The sequence below is a fragment of the Gordonibacter faecis genome, from assembly GCF_030077735.1.
Lineage (GTDB): Bacteria > Actinomycetota > Coriobacteriia > Coriobacteriales > Eggerthellaceae > Gordonibacter > Gordonibacter faecis.
The window spans coordinates 117404-142829 of sequence record NZ_JASJEU010000005.1; the positions used below are offsets into that span (position 1 = coordinate 117404).

23 protein-coding genes, 1 tRNA gene and 1 other RNA gene are annotated in these 25426 nt (G+C 60.2%); 1 reads left to right on the plus strand and 24 read right to left on the minus strand.

What is annotated here, in order from left to right; genetic code table 11:
* Positions 1 to 15 precede the first annotated feature (15 nt).
* The 17 genes from QNJ86_RS02900 to QNJ86_RS02980 form a co-directional block, all read right to left on the minus strand.
* A complete protein-coding gene (locus QNJ86_RS02900) occupies positions 16 to 789 on the minus strand; it encodes an amino acid ABC transporter ATP-binding protein (RefSeq protein WP_283831080.1) in 774 nt (257 codons plus the stop codon).
* Positions 790 to 840: 51 nt separating this feature from the next.
* Positions 841 to 1494, minus strand: a complete 654-nt coding sequence (locus QNJ86_RS02905) for an amino acid ABC transporter permease (RefSeq protein WP_283831082.1) — start codon at positions 1492 to 1494, stop codon at positions 841 to 843.
* Between the two features lie 261 nt (positions 1495 to 1755).
* Positions 1756 to 2601, minus strand: coding sequence for a transporter substrate-binding domain-containing protein (locus QNJ86_RS02910; RefSeq protein ID WP_283831083.1), 846 nt, complete (start codon positions 2599 to 2601; stop codon positions 1756 to 1758).
* A gap of 342 nt (positions 2602 to 2943) precedes the next feature.
* Positions 2944 to 4500, minus strand: coding sequence for a hydantoinase/oxoprolinase N-terminal domain-containing protein (locus QNJ86_RS02915; RefSeq protein WP_283831084.1), 1557 nt, complete (start codon positions 4498 to 4500; stop codon positions 2944 to 2946).
* A gap of 3 nt (positions 4501 to 4503) precedes the next feature.
* Positions 4504 to 5607 carry an S-methyl thiohydantoin desulfurase family protein gene (locus QNJ86_RS02920; RefSeq protein ID WP_283831085.1) on the minus strand — a complete coding sequence of 368 codons (1104 nt, stop codon included), beginning with the start codon at positions 5605 to 5607 and terminating at the stop codon, positions 4504 to 4506.
* Positions 5608 to 5667: 60 nt separating this feature from the next.
* Positions 5668 to 7083, minus strand: coding sequence for a cytosine permease (locus QNJ86_RS02925; protein WP_283831086.1), 1416 nt, complete (start codon positions 7081 to 7083; stop codon positions 5668 to 5670).
* Between the two features lie 158 nt (positions 7084 to 7241).
* A complete protein-coding gene (locus QNJ86_RS02930; RefSeq protein ID WP_283831087.1) occupies positions 7242 to 8600 on the minus strand; it encodes a cytochrome c biogenesis protein/redoxin in 1359 nt (452 codons plus the stop codon).
* A 127-nt stretch (positions 8601 to 8727) separates the two neighbouring features.
* Complete coding sequence (locus QNJ86_RS02935) at positions 8728 to 9195, minus strand: RrF2 family transcriptional regulator (protein ID WP_283831088.1); 468 nt, start codon at positions 9193 to 9195, stop codon at positions 8728 to 8730.
* Positions 9196 to 9387: 192 nt separating this feature from the next.
* Entirely contained in the window at positions 9388 to 10536 is a 1149-nt protein-coding gene (locus QNJ86_RS02940) for a 4Fe-4S binding protein (protein ID WP_283831089.1), read from the minus strand.
* A gap of 2 nt (positions 10537 to 10538) precedes the next feature.
* A complete protein-coding gene (gene mobB / locus QNJ86_RS02945; protein WP_283831090.1) occupies positions 10539 to 11882 on the minus strand; it encodes a molybdopterin-guanine dinucleotide biosynthesis protein B in 1344 nt (447 codons plus the stop codon).
* Positions 11883 to 12292: 410 nt separating this feature from the next.
* Positions 12293 to 12889: a recombination mediator RecR gene (gene recR, locus QNJ86_RS02950; RefSeq protein ID WP_283831091.1), complete on the minus strand. Its 597-nt coding sequence runs from the start codon at positions 12887 to 12889 to the stop codon at positions 12293 to 12295.
* A 15-nt stretch (positions 12890 to 12904) separates the two neighbouring features.
* Positions 12905 to 13213 carry a YbaB/EbfC family nucleoid-associated protein gene (locus QNJ86_RS02955; RefSeq protein ID WP_283831092.1) on the minus strand — a complete coding sequence of 103 codons (309 nt, stop codon included), beginning with the start codon at positions 13211 to 13213 and terminating at the stop codon, positions 12905 to 12907.
* Positions 13214 to 13326: 113 nt separating this feature from the next.
* Positions 13327 to 15633, minus strand: a complete 2307-nt coding sequence (gene dnaX / locus QNJ86_RS02960; protein WP_283831093.1) for a DNA polymerase III subunit gamma/tau — start codon at positions 15631 to 15633, stop codon at positions 13327 to 13329.
* A 190-nt stretch (positions 15634 to 15823) separates the two neighbouring features.
* The gene (locus tag QNJ86_RS02965; RefSeq protein WP_283831094.1) at positions 15824 to 16522 is read right to left on the minus strand and encodes a VTT domain-containing protein; all 699 of its coding nucleotides are present in this window, start codon (positions 16520 to 16522) and stop codon (positions 15824 to 15826) included.
* Between the two features lie 34 nt (positions 16523 to 16556).
* An RNA gene (gene ffs / locus QNJ86_RS02970) (signal recognition particle sRNA small type) lies at positions 16557 to 16650 on the minus strand.
* A gap of 126 nt (positions 16651 to 16776) precedes the next feature.
* Entirely contained in the window at positions 16777 to 17223 is a 447-nt protein-coding gene (locus QNJ86_RS02975) for a PH domain-containing protein (RefSeq protein ID WP_283831096.1), read from the minus strand.
* A gap of 2 nt (positions 17224 to 17225) precedes the next feature.
* Entirely contained in the window at positions 17226 to 17903 is a 678-nt protein-coding gene (locus tag QNJ86_RS02980; RefSeq protein WP_283831098.1) for a TetR/AcrR family transcriptional regulator, read from the minus strand.
* A gap of 149 nt (positions 17904 to 18052) precedes the next feature.
* Here QNJ86_RS02980 and QNJ86_RS02985 point away from each other — a divergent pair, with 149 nt between their 5' ends.
* Positions 18053 to 19510: a radical SAM/SPASM domain-containing protein gene (locus QNJ86_RS02985; RefSeq protein ID WP_283831099.1), complete on the plus strand. Its 1458-nt coding sequence runs from the start codon at positions 18053 to 18055 to the stop codon at positions 19508 to 19510.
* Between the two features lie 93 nt (positions 19511 to 19603).
* Here QNJ86_RS02985 and aspS read toward each other — a convergent pair whose 3' ends face one another.
* The 7 genes from aspS to QNJ86_RS03020 form a co-directional block, all read right to left on the minus strand.
* Positions 19604 to 21382, minus strand: coding sequence for an aspartate--tRNA ligase (aspS, locus tag QNJ86_RS02990; RefSeq protein ID WP_283831100.1), 1779 nt, complete (start codon positions 21380 to 21382; stop codon positions 19604 to 19606).
* 141 nt (positions 21383 to 21523) lie between these two features.
* Positions 21524 to 21934, minus strand: coding sequence for a type II toxin-antitoxin system VapC family toxin (locus QNJ86_RS02995; protein WP_283831101.1), 411 nt, complete (start codon positions 21932 to 21934; stop codon positions 21524 to 21526).
* Positions 21931 to 22317: a ribbon-helix-helix domain-containing protein gene (locus tag QNJ86_RS03000; RefSeq protein WP_283831102.1), complete on the minus strand. Its 387-nt coding sequence runs from the start codon at positions 22315 to 22317 to the stop codon at positions 21931 to 21933. Before QNJ86_RS03000 ends, QNJ86_RS02995 begins: the two co-directional genes overlap by 4 nt.
* Before the next feature lie 210 nt (positions 22318 to 22527).
* A tRNA-Ala gene (locus tag QNJ86_RS03005) sits at positions 22528 to 22603 on the minus strand.
* Positions 22604 to 22740: 137 nt separating this feature from the next.
* Complete coding sequence (locus QNJ86_RS03010; protein ID WP_283831103.1) at positions 22741 to 23004, minus strand: helix-turn-helix domain-containing protein; 264 nt, start codon at positions 23002 to 23004, stop codon at positions 22741 to 22743.
* Positions 23005 to 23013: 9 nt separating this feature from the next.
* Entirely contained in the window at positions 23014 to 23562 is a 549-nt protein-coding gene (locus tag QNJ86_RS03015; protein WP_283831104.1) for a DUF2975 domain-containing protein, read from the minus strand.
* Positions 23563 to 23755: 193 nt separating this feature from the next.
* On the minus strand, positions 23756 to 25027 hold the full coding sequence (locus tag QNJ86_RS03020; RefSeq protein WP_283831105.1) for a radical SAM/SPASM domain-containing protein: 1272 nt from the start codon (positions 25025 to 25027) through the stop codon (positions 23756 to 23758).
* Positions 25028 to 25426 lie beyond the last annotated feature (399 nt).

Here is a 25426-nt window from a genome sequence, read left to right on the forward strand (position 1 = left end):
GTTTGATGCGTGCTTCTAGTCTTGTTCGTATTTGGAGAGGAAGGCGCGGGTGCGTTCGTGTTTGGGGTTGTTGATGAGGTCGGCGGCGGGGCCCTCTTCTACGATGATGCCGCCGTCCATGAACACGATGTGATCGGCCACGTCGCGGGCGAAATTCATCTCGTGCGTGACGATGACCATGGTCATGTGCTCGGCCGCCAGGTCGCGGATGACTTTCAGCACGTCTTGCGTGAGCTCGGGGTCAAGCGCACTGGTGGGTTCGTCAAAGAACAGCACGTCGGGGTTGAGCGCGAGCGCACGGGCGATGGCCACACGCTGTTGCTGACCGCCCGACAACTCGCAGGGCACCATGTTTTCCTTGCCCGCAAGTCCCATCTTGTCCAGCAGAGCACGCGCATGGGTCATAACCTCGTCTTTTGGACGCTTCTGCACATGCAGCGGCGCGTCCGTTATGTTCTTCAGCACGGTGTAGTGCGGGAACAGATTGAAGTTCTGGAACACCAGGCCAAAGCGTTCTTTCGCCTGCTTCTGTACGGCCTTCGACCCATAGACAGCACGCCCGTCGGGGCCGTCTTCGCACACCAACAAGTCACCGAACGCGAGGCGTCCCGCATCGAGCGTTTCCAGCAACGTGCAGCAGCGCAGAAGCGTAGACTTGCCGCCGCCCGACGGCCCAATGACGGCCACCACTTCGCCCTTGTGCACCGACAGCGAGAGGTCCTTGAGCACCGGCGTGTCCCCGAAGCTCTTCTTCGCGTGCTCCAACAGCACAAGCGACTGGTCAGTCATCGTTGTCACAACTCCTTATCGCAGGTCAAACAAAGGTTGCAGTCAAATAGCCTAGTCGTGGTAGTAATTCAGCTTTTTCTCTATGCGCGTGAGTATGATTTCCACAATGAAGTTGAACACCCAATAAATCGCACCGGCCAGCACATAAGGAAGCAAGCTTGCCTGCGAAGATGCAATAGCTTTGGACTGGCTAAACATCTCCATAACGCCCAGCACGAACGCAAGTGAAGTATCCTTGACCAGCGTGATAATTTCGTTGCTCATGGCCGGAAGGATGCGCTTTATCACCTGCGGCAGAATGATTTTCATGAATGTCTGCGCACGCGAGTAGCCCAGCACGGCCGCCGCTTCGTACTGCCCTTGCGGAATGGACTGAATGCCGCCGCGATAGATTTCGCCGAAGTACGCCGCATAGTTGATGATGAAGCCGATTGAGCAGGCCCAGTATTTCCAGTCGTTGCCCATCTGCAAGCCGAACAGGTAATACGGACCGAATGCGAGCGCCATAAGCTGCAACATGAGCGGCGTGCCGCGCATGACCGAGATATAGAATCGCGTGATGAGCGCAATAGGTTTGAAGCGACTCATGCGACCGAACGCCACCAGCACGCCAAGCGGCAACGACCCCACCAGCGTAATGACGAAAATCTGGACGGTGAACACCAGTCCCGACCCCAAAAGCTCCATCATTGTCGCGAATTCCATACTTATCCTTCCGCCGTTCTGCCGAACGGCGGAACGGTCGACGCTGCGGGGCGATGGAGCACGCCGCCTTGCCGATCCAAGCCTTTCTCACGTGCAAAGCACGCTTCAAAAGGCTTTCACGGCAATTCGACGCACTCCATCGCCCCTCGCTGACTTACTACGCCAACTTCTACCTCTCAGTGAGCTGGAGCATAAGACAAATCCTTATGCCCGAGCCAACAATGCTGAGAAGGGTTTGGCGGCCTCCCGGCCGCCAAACCCTTACAGAACCCAGTTGTCGTAGGTGATTCCCTGCTCGTTGTACTTCTCGCAGAGTTGCTTCACGGTGCCATCTTCGTCGAGTGCCTTGAGGGCGTCGGTCACCTGTTTTGCCAGGTCGGTGTCACCCTTCTTGAAGCCGACAGCGTAGTTCTCGGGAGCGAGCACACCAAGCTTCACATAGGCATCCGGCTTGGCTGCCATCTGATAAGCCGCGATGGACAGGTCGCAGGCAACGGCGTCTACGATGCCGCTCTCAAGCTGCATGAAGGCGTTGTTGTAGTCACCGATGGTCTGCAACTCCTTGAACGTGGCGGCAAGTTCAGCCTGACCACCCTCTTCGCTGCTTTCCAACACATGAAGCGCCGCCGAGTCCACCTGCGTCAAAACAATCTTGCCGCTTAAGTCTTCAAGCGCACTCATGCCGGCATCTTTCTTCACAATGACAACCTGCTCGTTGTACATATACGGATCGGAGAACGTGTAGTCGTCCTCGCGGTTTTCCATGGTGAAGCCGTTCCAAATGCAGTTGATTGAACCGCTGGCGATAAGCGCGTCCTTCGCATCCCAGTCGATGGGTTCGAGCTTTAGCCCCCAGCCGTTCTTTTCGCACACGGCCTTGGCAAGTTCCAGGTCAAAGCCCGTGAATTCGCCGTCGTCACCCACGTAGCCGTAGGGTGGATAGCCCTGGTCAAAGCCTACTGTCAGCGTGAACGCATCCGCAGCGCCACCGTTGTCTGAGTTCGCGGGCTTTTCTGCGTCGCCACCACCGGAGCAGCCGGCCAGCAGCGCCGCCGACAGCGCGAGCGTTGCCGCCGCTGCGACAAACGCTTTGAGGTTCTTCTTCATCAATCGTCCTCCCATTGCCTCCGCGGCTCGACGCCCAGCCCCTGATGATGCGCCCCTCAGCCGCTCTTTCACTTTACTGCGCTAAAGCGCGATCGCCAGTATAGCACACCGAACGCGACACCGCCTACTACCGCGCACAACGACCGGAGGCGGCGCGCAGCCAAACGGCACCTTCACCCCACAAGCGTCAAACCTCGTCAGCCCCCAGCCACCGACCACCCCACTCCCCCACCACAAGCCCGAGAGAATGCCGTTACTACGACAACACTAAACCCGCCAAAAAGAAAACCGGGCCGTTTTATGGCCCGGTTTTGGCGTGCTTGATTGCTTTGTTGCTGCGGGTTATCCCAGGTCGCCGGAGGCTTTTACTTTTACTCGGTTGGTGTGGCCGGGGTAGTAGGCCAGCGGCACGTCCTCGGCGTCGATGATTTCTACCGTTTCGCGGATGGCGCCTGCTTCTACGGCGGCTTCGATGGCGGCGGCGCGGGCGGCGGCCAGGGCCTCGTCGCGAGGGGTTACGTCATAATCCACCAGAGCCTCGTATACGCCGCTCACCTTGGAAATAGCGGAACCGATGGCGTTTGCGCAGCCGGCGTGCTCAGGCTTGTCGACGCTGGCCGTGCCGGCCAGATCCTGCGGCAGCACAATGGCGCCGCCGCCCACCAGCACCACGTCGATGGGGTCGCTCGACACCTTCATCACATCGATGGCATCCTCCACCAGCGTGCGGATGGCAGCCATCGCGCCCTCGGCCACCTCCTGCGGGATATCGGCCACAAGCGACGCATCCCCCACCTCAGCCATGCCCAGGCGCACGGCCACGTCAGTGGCGGTCATCGTGTCACCGCCAAACACGAGCGCGCGCTCGGTGATGGCATAGCCCACCGAATCCGGGCCCACGGTCACCGCGCCCGAGCCGTCCTCGGCCACGCGCACAATAGAGCCGCCACCGAGGCCAATGCTCACCACGTCGGGCATGCGGAAGTTCGTGCGCACGCCGCCGATGGTCACCGCCACGCCGCTCTCGCGCGGGAAGCCGTGCGCAAGTACACCCAGGTCAGTGGTGGTGCCACCCACGTCAATCACGATGGCGTCGTCGCGCCGCGATAGGTAGCTCGCGCCGCGAATGGAGTTCGTCGGCCCGCACGCAATGGTCAGAATGGGATAGCGCCGCGCGTGCTCCATGGTCATGAGCGTGCCGTCGTTCTGTGACAGGTACACCTCCGCGTTCGTCACGCCCTTGTCGGCGAGGCTGGCCGCAAAGCCCTCGGTAAACTTGCGCGCCACATCGTAGAGCGCCGCGTTCAAGATGGTGGCGTTCTCGCGCTCTATCAGGCCCATCGAGCCAATTTCGCTCGAAATGGACACGTGCACACCCTCGCCCAGCACCTCGCGCGCAATCTCAGCCGCGCGCACCTCGTCGTCAGCACGCACCGTGGAGAACACGCACGAGATAGCCACGGCCTCCACGCGCCCGCGCACGCCCTCGAAGAACGCGCGGCACCCGGCTTCGTCAAATTCCGCCAGGCGCTTGCCGTCATACTCGAAGCCGCCCTCAATAATGCGGGAGTCCACGCATACCGCCGCGATGTCGTCTGCCCAGTCCACCATGGGCGGGATGCCCACCGTTGCCGGCGCGCCAATGCGCAGCACGGCGATGGGTGCCAAGCCCTTGCGCTCCACGATGGCGTTCGTGCACTGCGTGGTGCCAAGCATGGCCTGCCCAATGAGCGCGCGGTCGATGCCGCTGGCGTCCAAGACGGCGTCAACCGCGCCCATGATGCCGGTATAAATATCGTCTGACGTGGGGTTCTTCACCGCAGCCACCACGTTTAAGTTTTCGTCAATCAGCACGGCGTCCGTGTTCGTGCCGCCCACGTCAATGCCCAGTTTATACATGGTTTAAGCCCCCTTCCGCACGCAGCGCTCTTCCACGGGAATGTAGTCGGTGTCAATGCCGAAGTAACGCGGCCCCACCAGCTCCAGGCCCTTTTCGCAGCGCCACATGTCGAAGCACTCCAGGCCCACCACCAGCACGCGCTTGCCGTACTTGAGCGCGTCAGTGGGCACGGGAATGAACGTGTCGGGGTCCACCAGGCAAATGAGGTCAGGCACCGTAGCCACAATCTCGCCGTCCACCGTGCACGCCAGGTTCTCGTTCTGGAATTCCACGCTGGCCTGGCTGCCGCGGTTCTCGGCGATGCCTTCCAGCACCACCTTGCCGAAGTTGAACGCCCCGCGCGTCTCGCGCAGCACGTCCACAATCTTGCCCTTGAACAGCTTGTACCCGCCTGTGAACTTCAGGAAGAACTCTTCGGGCGTGAGGCCTGCCGCCGCGGCCTCATCCTTCGCCAGGCGAATGGCGCGGCCCAGCTCCTCCGAGCGCGTCACAATGCCATGCACGCCGTAGTTTTTGCAGGTGTCGGCATCCATGCAGAACAGCGCAATGGTCAGCGTGCCGCCCATGGTCATAGTGGCGGCGCGCGCAATATCCTCGGTCCACTTGTTCGTGATGGTGTCCAGGATGCCCGAGTTGCCCTTCTCGTCGATAAACGCCATGGGGGTGGCAGATGCGCCCCCAATGGTGAACGTGACCATCTGCAGCTCAGGGAACGCGCGACCCATGCCGTCGGCGTCCACCATGGGAATGCCCAGGCGCGCGGCCGCCGCAATAGGCAGCATGGAGTTCACGCCGCCGGCCTCCATGGGCATGGTGGCGTACACAGGCTTGCCGTAGTAGCGCGACACCATGTCGAAGAGCTTCGCGAATTCGTTCGCACCCACGCCCTTTTCGGCCAAAATGGTGGGCGCGCCCATGGACGCAGCTGGCATGATGAATGCGCCGTCAGGCACCTCATCAGCGCTGATGAGGTCCACTTCGCCGCATTCTTTCACCGCACCGATGGCCGTAAGTTTACCAATATAGGGGTCGCCGCCCCCGCCCGCACCAAGAAGCGCCGCGCCGAGCGCGATGTCCTCAATTTCCTGGATGCCGATTTTTCGCATAGTCATCCTTCCCCGAATGCCGAAAGCCGCGCCGCGCGCGACCTCCCTAGTATAGTGCCCCTACTGGGCTAACGCCGAAGGTTCACCCTCGGTCTCATCAAAAGGCACAGAAGTTTCGCGAGGACGCGCCCACGCCACGGGGCCGCTGAAGCGCTCGCCGCCCGCCAGGCGATACGCCACCACATAGGCCACCATAGCCACCACAATGCCATTCACCGGCCCAATGAAGAACGGCACATCAAGCAGTTCCAGGCCCGGGATCAGCGCGAACGTTCCGCCCGTCACGAGCGCTACCGCAATGCCGCACACAAGCCCCACCACACCCGCAACCGAGAAACCCTCAACCGTGCGCAGGTTCGCCAGGCGGCCCTTCCGCACCACCCAGTAGTCGGCCACCATAACGCCGGCCAGCGCCGGGCCGCACGCGGAAAGCACGGTGAGGAACGCTTCGAACTGCCCGAGAATACCGCCTACCGCAAGCAGGATACCCGCGATGCCAGACACGGCCGTGGTCCACTTGGAGCCGCCTTCGTCACGCCCGAGCATCACGGCGAAGCCGAGGCCGGCCGAATACACGTTGCTCGCGTTCACCGTCCAGGCCGACAACACGAGCGCGATCAGGCCCACTGCCGGAAGGCCAATGGAGTTCATGATAATGGCGATGTCGCCCTCGCCGGTAACGATGGCCAGCGCCGCGCCCGCCATGAGCGCCACGAGCGCGGCCGGGATTACGCCCGCCACGCAGGAAAGCACCGCGTCCTTGCGCGTGCGTGCGAAGCGGGCGAAGTCGCCGGCCGTCGCGCCCGCGAACGCGAACAGGCCCACGGCCATGTTCACGCCAGCGATGAACCCGATGGCGTCGCCCGGCAGTGGCACGTAGCCCAACAGCCCCTCAAGGCTGCCCGTGCGCGCCACCGACGCGCCCACACCGTAGAGGCAGATGAGCACCAGCAGCGGCGCGGCAATTGAGCTCACCCACTTCAGGCCGTCGAAGCCCACAAGCGCCGTGGCCAACATGAGCGCCCCAAGCGCCACCGAGCACGCCCACACGGGCGCGGCCAGCCCAAATACGTCGGCCAGCATGAGCGAGAGCGACGCGCCGCACACGGCTGTTTGCACGCCGAACCACCCAATGGTTACCACGCCCACTATCAGCGATACCAGATAGCGCGCACCCGTGCGCCCAAGCGCCGGTGCTGCGAGCGAAGCCGTGGGAAGTCCCAGGTCGGACGCCTGCATGGACACGAAACACATGTAGGCCACAATGAACCCAAAGCCCATAAGCGTTGCGAGCGCCGCGCCCGACAACGCAAGGCCCGTACCCAGCGCCGCACCCACCATGAGCGTCGGCGCGCTGAACATGCCGCCTGCGCGGATGAACGCGATATCCGCCCACCCCTTGCGCTCGGCCTCGTTGATGTGAAGTCCCTCGTCAACCGCCGTCGTGCCGTTCGCTGTGGATTCGCCTGACGCCATAGATGCCTCGTCCCCCGCCCTTCGTTTGCCGTGATTTTCCGGCTGGAAAGTGTAGCACAATGGACACGATGCCGGGAAACGATCAGGGGGCGGAAGGGGGCACAGGGCGAGAGGCGCGAACGAGCGCGGGCAAACGCAGGGCTTGCTCCGCGCCGCAGTTACTTCCGCTTACCGCTCATGGTCTGCTCGATGATGTTATCCATCACATCGGGAGTAAGCATGCCCGCCGCGTAGCCGAACACGTTCCCGTCCTTGTCAATCATGAACGTGGTGGGGAACGACATCACGCCATACGCGCCGAACACTTCTCCCGTTTCGTCCATGAGCACGGGATACGTCATGTTCTGCTCCTTGATGAACGCCTTCACTTCCTCGACGGACACGTCGGAGTTTGTAGGATGATCGGCCGTTTTGGGGTTCGCCACAGCCAGCACCACCAGGTCATCCGCATTCTCGCCGCGGTCGCGGTACAGCTTCTCGATGTCGGGAATTTCGCGCTTGCACGGCCCGCACCAGGTGGCGAAGAAGTTGAGGAATATCGTTTTGCCGCGGTAGTCCGAAAGCCGGTGTTCCACGCCGTTTTGATCGAGTAGCACCTTATCAGCAAGCGGAGCGATCCGTGTTGTAGGCACCTCATCCGAGGAAGCGCCTTCCTTTTTGTCGGTGGAGTTGGACGCGCCTTCATCACCCGCAACTTTGCCCTCGCTATCCTTGGGCGTGGTCTTCGCGTCCTTCGCGTTTGCCGCATCGCCGTCAACCGTCTGCTCCTGTGCAGCCGGCGCGCCGCCAAACGACGACAAATAGCTGGTCACGCCATTCATCCACCCGGTCACCGTCATAATGCCCATCACAATGAGCAGCGCGCCGCCCACTTTCACCGTATATTTCACCACGTTGCCGTGTGTGCGGAAGAAGCGCAGCACCTCGCCAGTGAACAGGCCCACCGCCAGAAACGGCAGGATGAAGCCAATCGTGTAAACGCCCACCAGGAAAAAGCCCGTCGCGGCCGATGCGCTCGACGAAGCCATCAGCAGTACGCTGGCCAGCACCGGACCCACGCACGGCGTCCACGCGAAGCTAAACGTGAAGCCCAGTACGAGCGCCACGAGCGGGTTCATGGCGAAACGCCCCAGGTTAAACGGCAGACGCCGCTCTTTTTCGATGGCGCGCGTTTTGCCGAACGCACCCAGCATGTACAGACCGAACACCACCATAATGATGCCCGCAATGACGGAGAACAGCCGCTGATTACCCGTGAAGAATTGCCCGAGCGCCGTAAACCCAATGCCTAACAAGAAGAACGCGAAGCTGACGCCAATCACAAAAAATAGCGTGTTTATCAGCACCTTCTTGCGCGGGTACTCAATGGTGCCGTCGTCGTTTCGCTTCGCTGCGCCGCCGGCCAGATAGCCCACGTACAGCGGAATGAGCGGCAGTACGCAGGGCGAGAAGAAACTCAAAAGCCCCTGGATGAACACGGTAAAGGCAGGAATGCTGGTTTCAAGCGAGAAACCCATGGCGTGACTCCTTACGGTCGTCGTGGGCGCAGTGCGCCCGGGCGCGGGAGAGAACAGTCAGGGCAAAAGGGGCGAAATAGGCTGATGGGCGGCCGTTCGACAGCTGCGGAGGAACTCGTCGTGTGCGCTATGCCGCGGGTTGTGACCCAGCGGCGGGCAGAACCGCCGTGCCCTCAGCCGTCTGCGCACCAAAGATGCGCCGATCGATGGAGGCAATGGTCACCTGTTTCAGGCGTTCGCGGCACTCGGCGTCCAAGTCGGCGAAGAGGTCGTCCATTATGCCTCCCATGCCGGACGCCACCAGACACTCTTTGTGAACGTCACCGCTGTGCCAACGCGCTTCGACAAAGCGCACGTCAAGCGCATCGGCCACGGAAGCGAGATCGATTGCAGCGGCATCGCCGACAAACCGGTAGCCACCCTCGTTGCCCTCGCGCGTCTCAACAAGACCCGCGCGCTTGAGCGGCGCCATCACTTTGCGTACGCGCGCCGCGTTCGTGCACACGTTCTCGGCCAACGCCTCGCTCGACACGACGGACTGCTTGTGATTCAAAAACACCAATGCGTGTACTGCCACAATAAAATCGCTGTTCATTGCCCTCGCCCGCTTCCGCAGAGAGCTGACGGATGTCAACTCTTTCAACTGTTCATTTTCTTTATACAGTATATCGCGCGCTTTGGGAACCCTTGTGCGGAAAATGGGGCAAAAACAGTCGCAAACTGCACGGGGGGCGGCGGGCGGGCGCAAGGCACCCTGCCCTCGCAGACACGCCCATCCGCCGGTGCGCTAGCGCTTCAAGCTGGACAGGACACCCGGGCGCGCAGGCGGATTCGGCAGATGAATGAGACGCGGCTCGAAGTCGAACAGTTCATCGGTGGACACAACGCTGCTCACTTCGAGGCACTGCTTGAGGCACGCGTCGGCGCAGAGGTTGCACTGCACGCAGTCAGCCGCGGAGAATTCCAGGAAACTACCCTCGCCATCAGCGGGTTTGAGGTCGCTCTTCGCAAGGGCCCCCGTCGGGCAGAACACGGCGCACATGCCGCACGAACTGCACGCTTCTACGTCGATGTGCACGCTGCCGAACAGGCGCGTGTCGATCTCGGGCACCACCGAGGGCCCCAGCTGATCCATCGCGTCGAGCACGTGCATGCGTCGCGTGGGGTTGAACTGCGGCAATGTGCCCGCGTCAGACATGCGCAGCCGCTCGCGCAGCGAGGGACCAGCCGCGTCGCCCTTCTTGATGAATGCCACTTCCACGGTCTTTTCGGCCGCGTCCTTCGCCACGTCCTTGGCCTGCGTGAAGAAGCCACGGCGCGACTCGCCCAGCAAGCTGCGCGTATCCTGCAACAGCAGCGCGTCGGGAAATGCTGACGCGCGGCGAATGCGCACGTCGGAGCCCTGAGCGGCCAGCAGGCTGTTCGCCGAGGCCACCGTGGTATCAATGCCGGGCACGTTCGCGCGGAACTTGCACGTGGCGCACGTGCCATCCACCAGCACGATATCGCTCACGCCGCGCGCGGCTAGGCCCAGCAGCACGCTTTCCTCCATGCGCGCCAGGCAGGGCACTTCGGCGTACTTGGTGGGGTCGCCCACCCGCTTCGATGCGATGCGCGCACAGGCAAACGCAGCCGTGCCTTCGGTTGCCACCACGGCGTCAGCAACAGCGGATGCCAAATCCTCGTCGAGCGGCTGCAAAGGGATAAGCGCCTCAACAGGGCAAACGGTCGTACAGGCACCGCACGCTACGCAGAGTTCGGAATCGAGCGCCAGCACGTTTTCGGCCGCACCCACCGCCCCGGTCGGACACGCGTCGGAGCACTTGGTGCACGACGAGTGGCGGTTGCGCACGGCCACGCAGCGGTCGGGCGCCAGAAACACCGCCTTGCTCTCAAGCGCCTGCGCCACTTCCACAATGTCGATAAGGTTCGGCATGCCTAGCCTTCCAAGAACGATTCTTCCAGGGAGTGCAGTTCCTCGGGCGTGTTCGCATTGATGAAGCAGCCGCCCATGGGCTCGGCCTCCAGCACCGCGGACTGCGGAAACTCCAGCACCTCCACGTCGTCGAAGAACGCCTGGGCGCGTTTCTCGCCGCGATCGAGCGCGCGACGCACCGCAGGCAGGCAGGCCATACGCCGATACATCGCGTGGAACGGCTCGAAGCCGTGCTTGTTCACGGGTACTACCACGTCGGCGCCCGTTTCGTTCATGGCAAGCGCCTCCGCCACCACGAGCGACGCCGAGGCGAACACCATGTCGCACGCCACCACCGCCACATACGGGTTGCGTGCCGCCTGAAGCGCGGTGTACAAGCCGGGCAAAGCGCCGCGATAATCGAACGAATCACACACCAACTGCACGCGGTACTGCGGGAATTCCGTATGGAGAAACGCCAGGTTATCGGGCTCGTTGGTGGTGATAACCAAGTCGTCGGCCACAGGAGCCAAGCGCTCCACCAGCCGGCAAATAAGGGGGCGGCCCGCGAAGGGCACCGTAGCCTTGCTGCGGCCCATGCGGCGGCTCTCGCCACCCGCCTGAATGACCACCGTCACGCGCGGGCGCACGAAGCGTTCCTCCATGAGGGTTGCCAAACCGGCGATGTCGTCCAGGTCAAACGCCGGAACGTTGTACAGCTCGGCGGCGCGCAGGGCCTCTTCGATATCCGTAACGATGGCCACGGTATTGTTCGTGGGCAACTTGTTGGAGATGTCCACGTGGTCGGGGTGCTGCGTCTTGAAGTGCGCGTTTTCGGCCGCGATGGCTTCCTCCTGCGCGCGACGCAGGGCTTCACGAGCCTCGTCGTCGTCAGCTGGCGGCACGGTGCCGCGCGTGAACTGCGTAAAGTCGGTGCCGAGCGGCCAGCCGCGGCGCGCCCCTTCGGCGAACACTTCGGCCACGCGCGCGTCAGCCTCGTTGCCGGCGCGCATGATTTCAATGGTGGGCAGACCGCTTTTGCGATAGCCCTCCACCACCACAATGTCGTGACCCGGCATGCTGCGCACAATGTCGGAGCATTCCACTTCGCCTTCCAGCGTTTTGATGCGCGCCAACTGCCCGGGAGCCGCGATAACCGTCTCGCTCGCACCGGCGGCGCGGTGGCGGAAGGAATCCTTGCCGGGGTAGTCAATTTCTAAGCCCACGTGGCTGTGGTGCTTCACGCTGCCCACATCGTGGCCGCGCGCCACCAACTCGGCTATCAGGCGCTCGATCAGCGTTGTTTTTCCCGAATTGTGGCGTCCAACAATGGACACGGCAGGGCTTGGAATATTCACCATAATCATGCACTCGTCCTTTCGGCGCACAGTATAGCATGACCCGCGCATGACCCGCCGACGTCTCGCGAACGATCTGTCAGAAGCCAAACCTCTGTCGACAAAGGTGCTTTCGTCTGGGCTTCGCCAGCCCGCCCTTGCGGGAGTGCAGCCCTCGCCGAAAAAAAGTGTTGTGATTTTGTGGAGGAGGATGGTATACTAGATGCTGCATTTACGAAGGCTTTGTAGCTTCGGTAAAGAAAGGGGTTCTGTTTTTTGGAGGGGGCAGAACCCTTCTTCTTTCTTGGGTGCACGGAGGCCGTCGCGCGTTTGCGCGGCGGCCTCCTGCGCTTTTCGTGCCAAGTGGCGCGGCTGCGGGTAAAAGCGTGGACGACGTGGGTAACGTCGCGAGCGCGCCGGCGGCGTGAGCCGCGCGGCCGCTACAGCGGGCGGCGGGCTTCGATGGCGCGACCGAGGGTGACCTCGTCGGCGAACTCCAAGTCGCCGCCAACGGGCAGACCGCTTGCGGGCCGCGTCACACTCACACCGAGCGGCTTGATGAGACGGGCCAAATACGCTGCCGTGGTCTCCCCTTCCACGTTGGGGTTGGTGGCTAACACCACCTCGCGCACCTCTTCCGAAGCCAGGCGCTTCATGAGTTCTGCGATACGCAAGTCATCAGGGCCGATGCCCTCCATGGGCGACAGCGCGCCGCCCAGCACATGGTACACGCCCCCGTACACACCGGTGCGCTCGATGGGCGGAATGTCGCGCGGCTCACTGACCACACAGATAATGCCCGCGTCGCGCTTCGCCGACTGGCAGATCTCGCACAGCTCGTGTTCAGCGTAGTTGAAACAGCGCGCGCAGAACCGCACCTGATCTTTCACTTCGGCGATAGCCTCGGACAGGCGCAGCGCCGTCGCCTTGTCGGCATTCAGTATCCAGTACGCAATGCGCTGGGCCGACTTCGGGCCAATGCCGGGAAGTCGTTCCAGTTCATCGAGCAGTTTCTGGATGGACGGCGCCGCGTACATAGTGTTGTGCCTCGCTTACATCAAGCCGGGAATGTTCATGCCACCCGCAACGGAGTTCAGGCGTTGGGCGCTGATGTCCGACACGCCGCGCAGGGCCTCGTTGACGGCGGCCAGCACCATGTCCTGCAGCATGTCCACGTCCTCCGGGTCTACGGCCTCGGGGTCAATCACAATGCTCTTGATGGCCATGTCACCCGTGGCCACCACTTTCACCATGCCGCCGCCAGCCGTGGCCTCAAACTCCATGTCCTTGATTTCGTCCTGAGCTTTGGCCAGTTCAGCCTGCATGCGCTGAGCCTGCTTCATCATCTTCTTCATGTCCATGAGCGTGTCTCCTTCTTCGTTACCGGTGAATTATCTGGGGCGCACGCCGGGAGGGCATGCGGTAGTACGCTTGGTGGTGCGCAGTGCGCGCATGGCGGGTGCGAGTACGAACATCACTCCCGCACCTCTTCGACGACAATGCCTTCGCCGAAGCCAGCGGCCAGGATGGCTTCTATTTCCTCGGGCGATTGCGCGGGAGCCGTCGGGTCGGGCGTGGCTGAAGTGCGCGTGTCCGGCTCGGGCGGCAGGTCGCGGTCGGCCGCGACAGTGGGCTGCACCGCCTGGGGAGCGGGACTGGAAACAGCGGCCGGCTGCGCGCGCGTGGGCGTTGGGCTGGGAGCCGGGGCCAGGTCAGCGTCCGGGTAGACGGGCGCGGATGACGGGGCGGGCTCGTCGTCGTAGGGGACGATTTCGTCGTCGTAGGGCGGGATGTCGTACGCGTCGACCGGAGTTGGGTCAGGCGCAGGCGCTTGGGAAATGGGCGTGGCGGCGGCAGGCGCAGGTGAAGCGGCGGGGGCGGAAGCCGCTGAGGCGGAAGCTACCTCAGGAGCGGAGGCCGCGGCCGCAGCGGATGCAGATGCAGCACTCGCACTCACTCCTGCGCCGGCAGCCGGCGTTGCCGCCGTTTGAGCAGCAGCCGGAACAGCAGTTGCCACTGCAACAGCGCCCCCTTGTGTGTACGAGAACGGCAGCGTTGCGCCGCACGCCTGCGAAAGCGCCGCAGACACCGCATTCTGCACGTCGGGCTTTTGCACGGCCTTGAACGCAAACGCATTCTCGGCAGGGAATTCAATGAGCAGCGCGCCCTTGCCCGCGTCGAAGATAGCCTTCGTGTTGAGGAACAGCACGCCATAAGCGGCCTTGTTCTTTTTGAGCGTGGAGAGCGCCGCCTGCCAGATGCGCTGCAGCGCCGCCGGGTTCTGCAAGCTGGCAGCAAGCTCGGCGGTGATGCCGCCTGCGGGGGCCGCCGTGCTCGCAGCAACAGAGGGGGCAGGTTCAGGGGTTGTGGCAACAACCGGCTGCGCTTCGACAGGGATTGCGGGTGCGGGTTCGGCGACTGGCGTTGCAGCAGCAGCCGGAACCTCGCGGCGCGGCTCAGCGGCAGGCGCGGATTGCGGAGTTGCCACGGGAGCAGTAGCCACTGGTACGGCCTGTTCAGCGGCGGGACTGGCCGCAGGTGCAGCCACCGTCACGCTCGCGGCAGCCGGCGCCCCAGCCGCAACCGGCACCGGGGCCACCGCAGCCGGCGCTCCCCCACCCGTCACATGCGCGACGGCGGAATAGCCGCTTTCCAACGCTTCCACGCGTTCGGCCAGCGATTCCAGCGTCAAGTCGGAGTCGGGCCGCACCATGCGCGTAAGCGCAATCTCAAACGACAGACGTGGGTTCGTCGACGTCTTCAACTCAGCCGACAAATCGCCCAGCACGCCCAACAGCCGCGCTAGGCGGTCAGGTCCGAACCATTCCATCTCCTGTGCCAGTTCGCGACGCATGGCATCGTTCACCTCAAGCGCCACGTCGGTGCCGGCAAGCGACAGCACATACATATTACGGATGTGTTCAGCTAAGTCGCGCGTGAATTGCGCCAGGTCAGCGCCTGTTTCCACATACTCGGCCGTCCAGCGGAAGCACGTGGCAATATCGCGCGTACCCACGGCGCGCACGATTTCGGCCATGTCGTTGGTGTCGAGCGAGCCCAACAGCCGCTCAGCCACTTCCAGCGTCACCTTGCCCTCGCCGAACGCGATAAGCTGCTCAAGCGACGTCAGTGCATTGCGCATGCCACCTTCAGCGCGGTGCGCCACCAGGTCAAGCGCCTCGCCTTCGAATTCCACGTCCTCGGACACGCAAATGGCACCCAGGCGCGACACAATAGCCTCGGCCGAAATGCGGCGGAAGTCGAAGCGCTGGCAGCGCGAGTGGATGGTTTCGGGCACCTTCTGTGGATCGGTGGTGGCCAGGATGAACACCACGTGACTCGGCGGTTCTTCCAGCGTTTTCAGCAGCGCATTGAACGCCGCCGTGGATAGCATGTGAACCTCGTCGATGATATAAATCTTGTAGCGCCCGCGCGTGGGGGCGAACTGCACGCGGCCGATAATTTCCTCGCGCACGTTCTCCACGCCGGTGCGCGACGCGGCGTCCAGCTCGTAAACATCCGGATGCTCGCCGTTGGCAATCATCACGCAGTCGTCGCACGTGCCGTCCGGTTCGGGCGTGGGGCCGTGCTCGCACAGAAGCGCCTTGGCCAGCAGGCGTGCCGTGGTGGTTTTGCCCGTGCCGCGCGGGCCCGTGAACAGGTAGGCGTGACTCACCTTGTCCTGCTCAATGGCGTTTTTGATGGTGCGTTCGATATGCTCCTGGCCAACGACATCCTCGAATATCTGCGGCCGGTATTTGCGATAAAGTGCCTCTGACATGCAAGTCGCCTATTCTTCCCCAGGGCGTATTTCTTCTTGGCATAGTGTAGCCCACCTTGCGCGCCTGCGGGCGGCTCGTCGCAACCCGCGCAGAACTTCTACGCGGCACACGGCGCATAAAAACTACGACCGGCATCGTTGCCAACACCGGTCGCGGTTACAAACGAGAAAGGCCTGACCACCCGGTGCGTTATTCTTCCACGCGCTTCGACTCGCTGTCGTTCGACGCGTTCTGCTTGTTTTTGTGCGCATTCATGGCGGCTTTCACTGCGCCTATGATGGCCGGCGCCACGGACACCGCCACAATGCCCAACACGATAACTTCGAAGTGATCCTGCACGAACGGGATGCCACCAAAGAAGTAACCCACCAGCACAAACAGGCTTACCCACGACACGCCACCAATGACGTTAAACAGCGTGAACTTGCCGAAGTTCATATGGCCCGTACCAGCAATGAACGGGGCAAACGTGCGGAAAAACGGCATGAAGCGCGTGATGACAATGGTGAGACCACCGTATTTCTGGAAGAAGTGGTCGAGCTTGGCCATGCGCTCCGGCGTGAGCGCCTTCACGCGGCCCGAGTCGATGATGCGCGCGCCAAAGAACCGCGCGATCCAGTAGTTCGACGTATTTCCCAAGATGGCGGCCACGTAGAAGATGATGAGGGTGGCCCAGACGTTGAGCCCGCCGCCATCGGCCGAGAACACGCCCGCCGCGAACAGCAGCGAGTCGCCCGGCAAAAACGGGAAGAAGACCAGTCCGGTTTCTACGAACACAATAAGGAACAATGGTGAATACACCCACACCGGGCCGAGCGCAATAATCCACCCCGCAATAGCCCCACGCGGATCGGAAAGCAGGTTAACAAAGAAGTTGATGATATCCATAGTGTCCTTGGTCCGACCTGTAATACAAAAGTATCCCGGATAGGCAGGGGCGCTCGCCAGCGGTCCCTTATGGCTGCTTCCTCCCGGACCTGACCAGGTTCGGAACATGGCGCCGCCCCGGCCCATCCGAGATACTTATCGTGCATGTTCGCGCATGCGAATTATTAGTATAGACGATGCCGGCCTCTCATGCCCCACCCCGCCCGCACGGGCAACCAAAAGCACACAGTCAACCGTCAAATTTTACGCAGGCTTTACACGCGTGCACGCGGACAGCGGCTTGCAAGTTCGGCGATAAAGACCGCTTCATCTTCGACAGACACCATAAAATCTTCCACATCGTTTTCTATCATGACGCCCTGCAGCGAGCCGGCCCAGCCCTGCGTATTGAGCGCGTTGCGCTTGGGATAAACCGCGGTGATAAAACGATAATCGAGCGTGCGCTTGCGCAAGCCAAAAATGACGCACAGATCGTGTTCGTGCAATTCAACGTAACTGCGCTTGAACGGTGCCAGCAGAAATACTTCAAGCCCAAGCAATAGCGCAAAGGCAATCCCGCCAACAATGGCAAAAATAAGCCAGCCAGACTCAGCCCCGTGCGCCGCGAACACGAACGTGGGGATGAGGCTCACTACGCAGAGAAGCCCCAGCACCACCGCAACAACAATCCACCCCCGGTCAACTGTTCCCTGAAACTGCATACTTATTCCTCCCCCACTTCGGAAGACCCGGCAACCCCCGGCTCAAGGCTGATGCTTTGGCGAAGGCCGTTGACGCCGGATGATGCTGCGATGTTGGCAACCGCTGAGATTTCATCCAAAGAAATAGCCGAATCGCTGGCAAGCCATCGCCGATAGATCGCAAACAGCCCCGCGACAAAAAATGACACGCAGTAACTGACATACGGCCTCGCATGCGTCAGATCGAGCCGATCTTCTTCGATGAGTGCTTCGGTGAGCGCTGCCTCAATTTTCTCAAGCATTTCCTCGGCCGTAATGTGCTTATACATCTTCCGCGTGCGCAGCAAATCCGGCGCAGGGCCGGCGCTCAAACTGAAGAAAAGATCGGTCACATCTACCGTGTTGCGGTCAAAAAACGATCCTTCACGCAGCAAACGAACGAAGGTTTCGGCCTTTTCGCGCACGATGGCATCTGCCACGGCGTCCACGGTTTCGTAATGTAGGTAAAACGTTTTGCGATCAATATCAGCTTCGCGCGCTATAGCCGTTACGGTGATTTTGTGAAAGTCCTGCTCTTCAATCAAGCGCAGGAAAGCATCGCGAATGGCTTTTTCCGTACGAACAAAGCGTCTATCACGCGTTTTGTCGCGCGCAGCAGGCTTTTGAGGGAGCGGGCTCTTGCCTTCGTGAACATCGCTCATGACGTGCGCCCCACCTTCTTGCGTTCTGTGGCATACACCGCATTTGACACCATACTGGCAATTGCCGCCTCTCACTTACTCACTATAATCAACAAAAGAGAATTATTCAACAGATGATTACTATTTTACGCAGCTAAGGGAGGCACATCATGAAAGCAACCGAGCAGGTGAAACGCGCTGCGCTTAACAAAACCATGGACTATTTGCTGGAAGACCCCGAACCGCGCCTGACGAAAATCATGGACATGCTGGATAAGGTCGCGCCGGCCAACCTGTTCCCCAGCCAGCGCGCTGCTTTCCGCACCGCTATTGAGCAACAGAATAACTGGTATCAGCTAATCACGCGCGTGCTTGACCTGAATCCCGCCCTCCGCGACGACATGCTTAAGACGTTTGTGGTCGATGCGAACATGATGGCCTGGTCCAAGCAGGAGCAAATGCGCGATAAGTACGCCTGTAACATTCCGTGGGCCATCCTCATGGACCCGACGAGCGCCTGCAACTTGCACTGCACTGGCTGCTGGGCTGCCGAATATGGGCACCAGTTGAATCTGACACTCGATGAGCTAGACAGCATCATCCATCAGGGCAAAGAGCTGGGCACACACGTGTACATTTACACTGGTGGCGAGCCCCTCGTGCGCAAACGCGACCTCATGGCACTGTGCGAGCAGCACCCCGACTGCGCTTTCTTGTCGTTTACGAACGCCACACTTATTGACGAAGAGTTTTGCCAGGACATGCTGCGTGTGAAGAACTTCATCCCCGCCATCAGCGTGGAAGGGTTCGAGGAAGCCACCGACGGACGGCGCGGCGAGGGCACCTATGCGAAGGTGGGCCAGGCCATGCGGCTGCTCAAGCAGCACGGGCTGCCTTTCGGCGTGTCCTGCTGCTTCACCAGCGCCAACGCCGATTCCATTGCGTCTGAGGAATTTTTCGACTGGATGATTGACCAGGGCGCCCTGTTCGCATGGATTTTCACGTACATGCCCGTTGGCGTGGACGCGCCGGTGGAACTTATGGTGCGGCCGGAGCAGCGCGAGCACCTGTACCGGTTCGTGCGCGAAATGCGCGGGAAGAAGCCGCTTTTCACGCTTGATTTCCAAAATGACGGCGAGTTTGTGGGCGGATGCATCGCCGGCGGGCGGCGCTACCTGCACATCAACGCCGCCGGCGACGTGGAGCCGTGCGTTTTTGCGCATTACGCGAACGCGAACATCCGCGAGGTGTCGCTGCTGGACGCGTTGCGCTCGCCGCTTTTTATGGCCTACTACGAGGGCCAGCCCTTCAACGATAACCTGCTGCGCCCCTGCCCCTTCTTGGAGAATCAGGGTGTTCTGGCCGATATGGTGGAGGCAACGGGAGCACACTCGACCGACCTGCAGAAACAGGAAAGCGCGCGCGAGTTGTGCGACAAGTGCACGCGCTCGGTTGAGCAGTGGGCGCCGGTAGCTGAGCGCATTTGGACCGACCCCACCGACCCCCAGTACAAGCTGCGCCACGACCCGGGCCAGGGCATGGCCGAAACCGACAAGCACAAATTCGAACGGCTTGGCCGCGAGCGCACGGCGGTAGAAGCGAAGGACGAAAACGAGTCCGCCGCTTAGCGGTGGTGTTTGTTGCAGGAAGAAAAGGAGCCCGCCGAAATTGGCGGGCTCCTTGTTGTTTTACCTGATGTTTATGCGATTCCACCTGCGAGGTTACAGCGTGCGCAGGTTCACTTCCTTGAGCTGGCGGCCCGTCACAGCGCTGGGGGCGCCGGTCATGGGGTCGGACGCACTGCTGGTCTTCGGGAAGGCTATGACGTCGCGGATGGACGCCTTGCCACCTAGCAACATGACCAAACGGTCGAGACCAAGCGCGATACCGCCGTGCGGCGGAGCGCCCAGTTCAAGCGCATGAATGAGGTGGCCGAACTTCTCGTCGATTTCCTCGTCGGTGAGGCCGCACACGCGCAGCACGCGGCGCTGCTCTTCGGCGTTATGGATACGAATGGTGCCGCCGCCCACTTCGAAACCATCCATGACCAGGTCATACGAGTAGCTACCACACTCAAGCGGAGCGCTCTCAATCTTGTCGAGGTCCTCGTCCAGCACGTGCGTGAAGGGATGGTGCTCGGCGGCATACTTCTTCTCGTCCTCGTCGTACTTGAACATGGGGAAGTTCACCACCCAAAGCAGCTGGTGACCCTCGCGCGGCACGTTCAGCGCCTCGGCCATGTGCAGACGTAGCGCGGAAAGCACGGCGTTGGCAACCGCAGGCTTGTCGGCCGCGAACAGCAGCAGGTCGCCCGGCTCCACATCCATGGCTTCCTTCAGCGCGGCAAATTCCTCGTCCGAGAAGAACTTGATGATGGGGCTCTTCTCCTTGCCGTCAGTGGTGAACGCGATCCAGGCCATGCCCTTCGCGCCGTTCTCCGCCGCGATGTCGGCCAGCTTCTCCACGTCGCCGCGGCTCCAGTCGCCCGCGCCCTTCGCGTTGATGGCTTTCACCACGCCGCCGGACTGCGCCACGCTGGAAAACACCTTGAAGCCCGTGTCCTTCACGATATCGGTGATGTCTTTGAGTTCCATGCCGAAGCGCGTGTCGGGACGGTCGTTGCCAAAGCGCTCCATGGCCTCGGCGTACTGCATGCGCTGCAGCGGGAATTCGTGATCGACGCCCACGGCCTTCAGGGTTTCAGCCATGACGTCCTCCATGAGGTTCATGACGTCCTCGCCCTGCACGAAGCCCATCTCAATGTCCACCTGCGTGAACTCGGGCTGGCGGTCGGCGCGCAGGTCCTCGTCGCGGAAGCAGCGGGCAATCTGGTAGTAGCGCTCGATGCCGGCCACCATGAGCATCTGCTTGAACTGCTGCGGGCTTTGCGGCAACGCGTAGAAGCGACCCGGGTTCGGACGCGACGGCACAATGTAGTCGCGCGCACCTTCGGGCGTGGAATTCGCCAGGATGGGTGTTTCCACCTCAAGGAAGCCGCGCTCGTTCAGCGCGGTGCGCATGGCTTGGGCCACCTTGTGGCGCAGGTGTAGGGCCTCGAACATCTCAGGACGACGAATGTCCAGGTAACGCCACTTCATGCGCGTGGTTTCGTCTGTCTCGATGCCGTCTTCAATGGCAAACGGCGGCGTGACAGAGGTGTTCAACACCTCGACCGACTTCGCTAGCACCTCAATCTCACCCGTTGCCATGTTCGGGTTCACGGCATCGGCACCGCGTTCGCGCACCGTGCCGGCTACTTTAAGCACGTACTCGCGGCCCAGGTGCTCGGCCTTCTCGAAGTCCTCCGCGCTCACGCAGTCGGGATCAACGACCACCTGCGTGTAGCCCGCGCGGTCGCGCAGGTCGATGAAGATAAGACCGCCGTGGTCGCGGTTGTGCCACGCCCAGCCCGTGAGCACGACCTCGCGCCCCACGTCCTCGCGGCGCAGCTCGCCGCACGTGGCGGTGTGCATGCAGTATTCGTTCATGAAGTCCGTCATGGTATTTCCTTGCTCCTTGGCACGCTATCAGTATCCGCCGCACCTTCGAGGCGGCGAACGTCACTCAAACTTGGTTATTGTACTGCATGCGGGAGTGCGAGTTGAAATTCATTTGCCCTTTTCATGCAAAATGCGCGGCACTCAGAATTCGTCATCAAGATACACGCAGTTCACCCCATTATCCAAGCAGAGATTCTGCAACTTCCTATCCAACGTAAACAACGTCGCCGCCTTGCGACGCGTCAGCAGCATATAATACAAATCATAGGCAGAGTGCTGGAGGCGAATGGACTCAGACACAACCTCTGCCCAAAGATCCTCATCGTCATTGAACTCGTCTACCAGCTCACTCGCTTGCTCTCCCAAAGTGAGAGCTGCATCGCTAGAAATATAGCCTCCACGTGCATATTTACTTACTACATTAGCAAGTTCATACGTAAAGAGTTTCGGGGCCATCACCTGTTCGCCATCACCCATAAACGTCATTAATGCAGCGCCATCCTTAGTGCCGCGAGCAATCTCGACAGCCGCATTACAATCCAAAACGATCATGCCAAAGCCTCCTCATCGTACGGCAGGCCGAGGATATCGCTTATTTGACGGTCACGCTCTCTTCGCCCTTCATGAATGATTTCCACTGCGCTGGGCATGTCATCAGGAAACTTTGTCTTGTTTGCCTCAATCCGCGCAAACAGATCCTTGCGCTTCTTGATGCGCGCCACGCGGGCAGCCTCAGAGTCGTACTCGAATATCCGCGCTTTCGGTGCGATGCGACAAAACTTTTCACTATTCTGGCCATGACCAGCTTTTTCATCAAGCATCTGCTCCACGGCCACGATAGTCTGTTGGGCTATGCTGCGATGCTGACTGGCAGCGTAATCTTTCAGTTGCTCATACAGATCATCAGGGAAATCGCGCACCTGCAAGGCCGGCATAGTGAACCTCCTGGTTCGTCGTATTTCGCATGCATGCAGTATACATGTTTTTTACCTTTTATGCAAGGTGGCCGTGAATATGAGCGGTAGAGTGATATATGCGGTGTTGAGGCTGAGGTGTGGTGAGGCAAGGTTATCGTCAATCCCAGCGGGACATCTGGACATACAAAAATCGGGCCGGAAGTTACTTCCGGCCCGATTGAATTTCCGTGGTGGAGATGATGGGATTCGAACCCACGACCCCCACGTTGCGAACGTGATGCTCTCCCAGCTGAGCTACATCCCCACGGGTTTGTGCGCCTTCGCGCGAGGTCTTATTTTGCCGGTAATGGGCGCATTTGTCAAATGACGCTTCAAAATGTTCACAGAAAGGGGCGGAAGGGGGTTACGAAGATGTGCAAGAATGCCCTCGCTCGCGGATATCTACTCTTCATAGTCATCTTCTCCGATAATGACTACGACACCTCCGTAACCCTCCTCGCCGTCTTTCTCGTACGTCAGAATGTCGCCCGGCTGGCACTCGAGCACCTCACAAATGGTCTCCAACGTGGAGAATCGCAGCGCCCTGACCTTGCCCGTTTTAATGTGGGACAGGTTGACGTTTGTAATACCAACTTTCTCCGCCAGCTCATTCAGCGTCAAGTTATGCTGCTTCATCAGAATGTCGAGGTTCAGAACTATTCCCATGGCCTGCGCCTAGACTGATTCGTCTGAGAATTCTTGCAAAAGCACGCCGTATTTGAAAACAAAAGAGAAAGCGAAAACAACAGCTGCAGCAATAATAGGAGCAACGTCAATAGCCACAATTGCGCTACCTTCTGCCATTGCTCCAGCTTGTGCGGACAACCATCCCAGTCTTAGGACAGATGAGTTCAAAGTAATAACAAATTCTAATACAGCATAAAGTAAAAGCATTCCAGATATTATTCTCAGTCTTCCGACTTGGCTCATAGTAAATGGAGACAATCCTTTTGCTGCATCCGAAAAAATTCGTATAAGTGTCACACATATTGCAGCAATAATAAGGGCATGAAGCACATATAAAATCACACCGGACACACTAACAAAATTTGCACTATTAAATGAGTCTGCTGAAGCCATTGTGAAAATCATTACCGCTATTGATACAGCCCACCATATGCACAGCAGAATAAAAATTATTTTCATTAATCCGCTTATCCATTTACAAACTCGGTTCACACGTATCAAAGAGTTTTCGGTTTCTATATCTTTTTCATCAGGCATAACCGTTCCTTTACTCTATTTACCTAAGCAGTAAATAATATAGGCAGTTCAGATGCCCTTACGCATGAAATAAAAGGCCTTTTTGAAAAAGGCCTTTCAATACCTATTTGGCATTTTGTTACATTACACGCCAATAGCTAAACAAATGCCACCATTAAAACCGATAGGGTAGCAGATCGAACGCGGTTCAGCTTCACTGTAAAACAGCATCTTGTGCACCTCCTTTCGCTTGATCGAGGGCGGCGTTCATGGCCGCACCTAATGCGTCGTAGAACTCCATGGTCATCGCGCAGTAGGAGTCTTTCGACTCCAGACTGCCCGATGCGAATAGCGAGCGGGCTCTGCAGCCTCCCCCGCAAATTCGTTTGTAGCGACACGCCGAGCAGCCCTCGAAGCCGTCGACATCCATCGCGCGAAACCGCGCCGACACCGGGCTTTCCAGCGCTTCGGTCAGCGAACCGGTGAACACGTTACCCATAGCCAACTCCGGTCGATGTAACATGTGGCACGGGTACACGGTGCCATCAGCAGCAACACTCACGCCGCGAAATCCTGCACCGCAGGTGCGCTTCACCGTGAGGTTCACCCCCACAGGAGCGTCCATGGCGGGGATGGGTTTGCCGTCATCCAGCGTGAGCAGGCTACGGCCGAGGGTGCGCAGGGCATCCTCGTGGGGCAGCAGCGCCGCCAATTCATCATCGGGAGCGCAGGTCAAAAGGCTGAAATTCAGCGAGGCTCCCAAATCCTTCGACAGGCGCACGTAATCTTTCAGATCATCAATATTCTTGGCATGCACCGTGGGGATAATATGTGCCGGAATGCCAACCCTCTGCACGGCGCACACCGCTTCCACCAGCTCATCGAAGCGCTGATCTTGGCGAATGTAGGCCGGCGCCGTCGACGAGCAGCCATCAAACGAAACGGACACGCAATCGACATGCGGCGCCAGCGCCTCAAGCGCGGCGGGCGTGATGCACGTGCCGTTCGACAGCACCGTTACCGACGCGATGCCGCACGCGCGCTTCGCGTACTCCACAATCGCGGGCAGGTCGTCGCGCAAAAACGGCTCGCCACCCGAAATGACCAGTGAAGCAAGGCCCGCCCCAGCAAGTTCGTCCAGCGCATGCTGAATCTGCTCCAAGGGCGCATCGTCCAAACAATTGCGCTGCTCATCAAGCGAATAGCAGCCAACACAGTTCAAATTACAGCGCTGCGTCACATGCAGATACGCGCTCAACACCGCATCCGCCGGCTTTTCGCTGCTAAAGAAACCCCCGCGCTCCAAATGATCGAGCAACGCCGCATCCACAGCAGCAATAGCGGCAGCATCCACGTCTTCGTGCAGCATACGGCCACATACGGCCGCTCCCTCGGGCGTCAGGCCGATCACATAACCCGTGTTCAGATTGCCAACCAGGGGAATGCCAGCAAAATCAAAAGCGACCACCTGGTCACCAAATCTCATGGAGCCTCCTCACACAGCATTCTCAAAAACAAGATGCCAAAACATCAACTAAATTTCCTACTTATTTAGTCATTATTTTAACCCTTTACCGCACCGCTGTCGATATCAGGAAGAACCCGAGGTGTTGAATATATGCTGTTTCCCTATTCTTATCCTCCATCACAACGCGACAAGTTTTACTTTTTTATCGAATAATGTAAAAACTGGTATGGTAAAGTAGTCCGAGCAACACCAAAGTGCCGGTTCGCCGTCGATAGTTTCACGAACGCGCAAATGGCCTCCTCACTCGGAAAGGGGCGACTATCATGAAGTTCCGCATTGATGGGGGGGGGGGGGGGGGGGGGGGGGGGGGGGGGGGGGGGGGGGGGGGGGGGGGGGGGGGGGGGGGGGGGGGGGGGG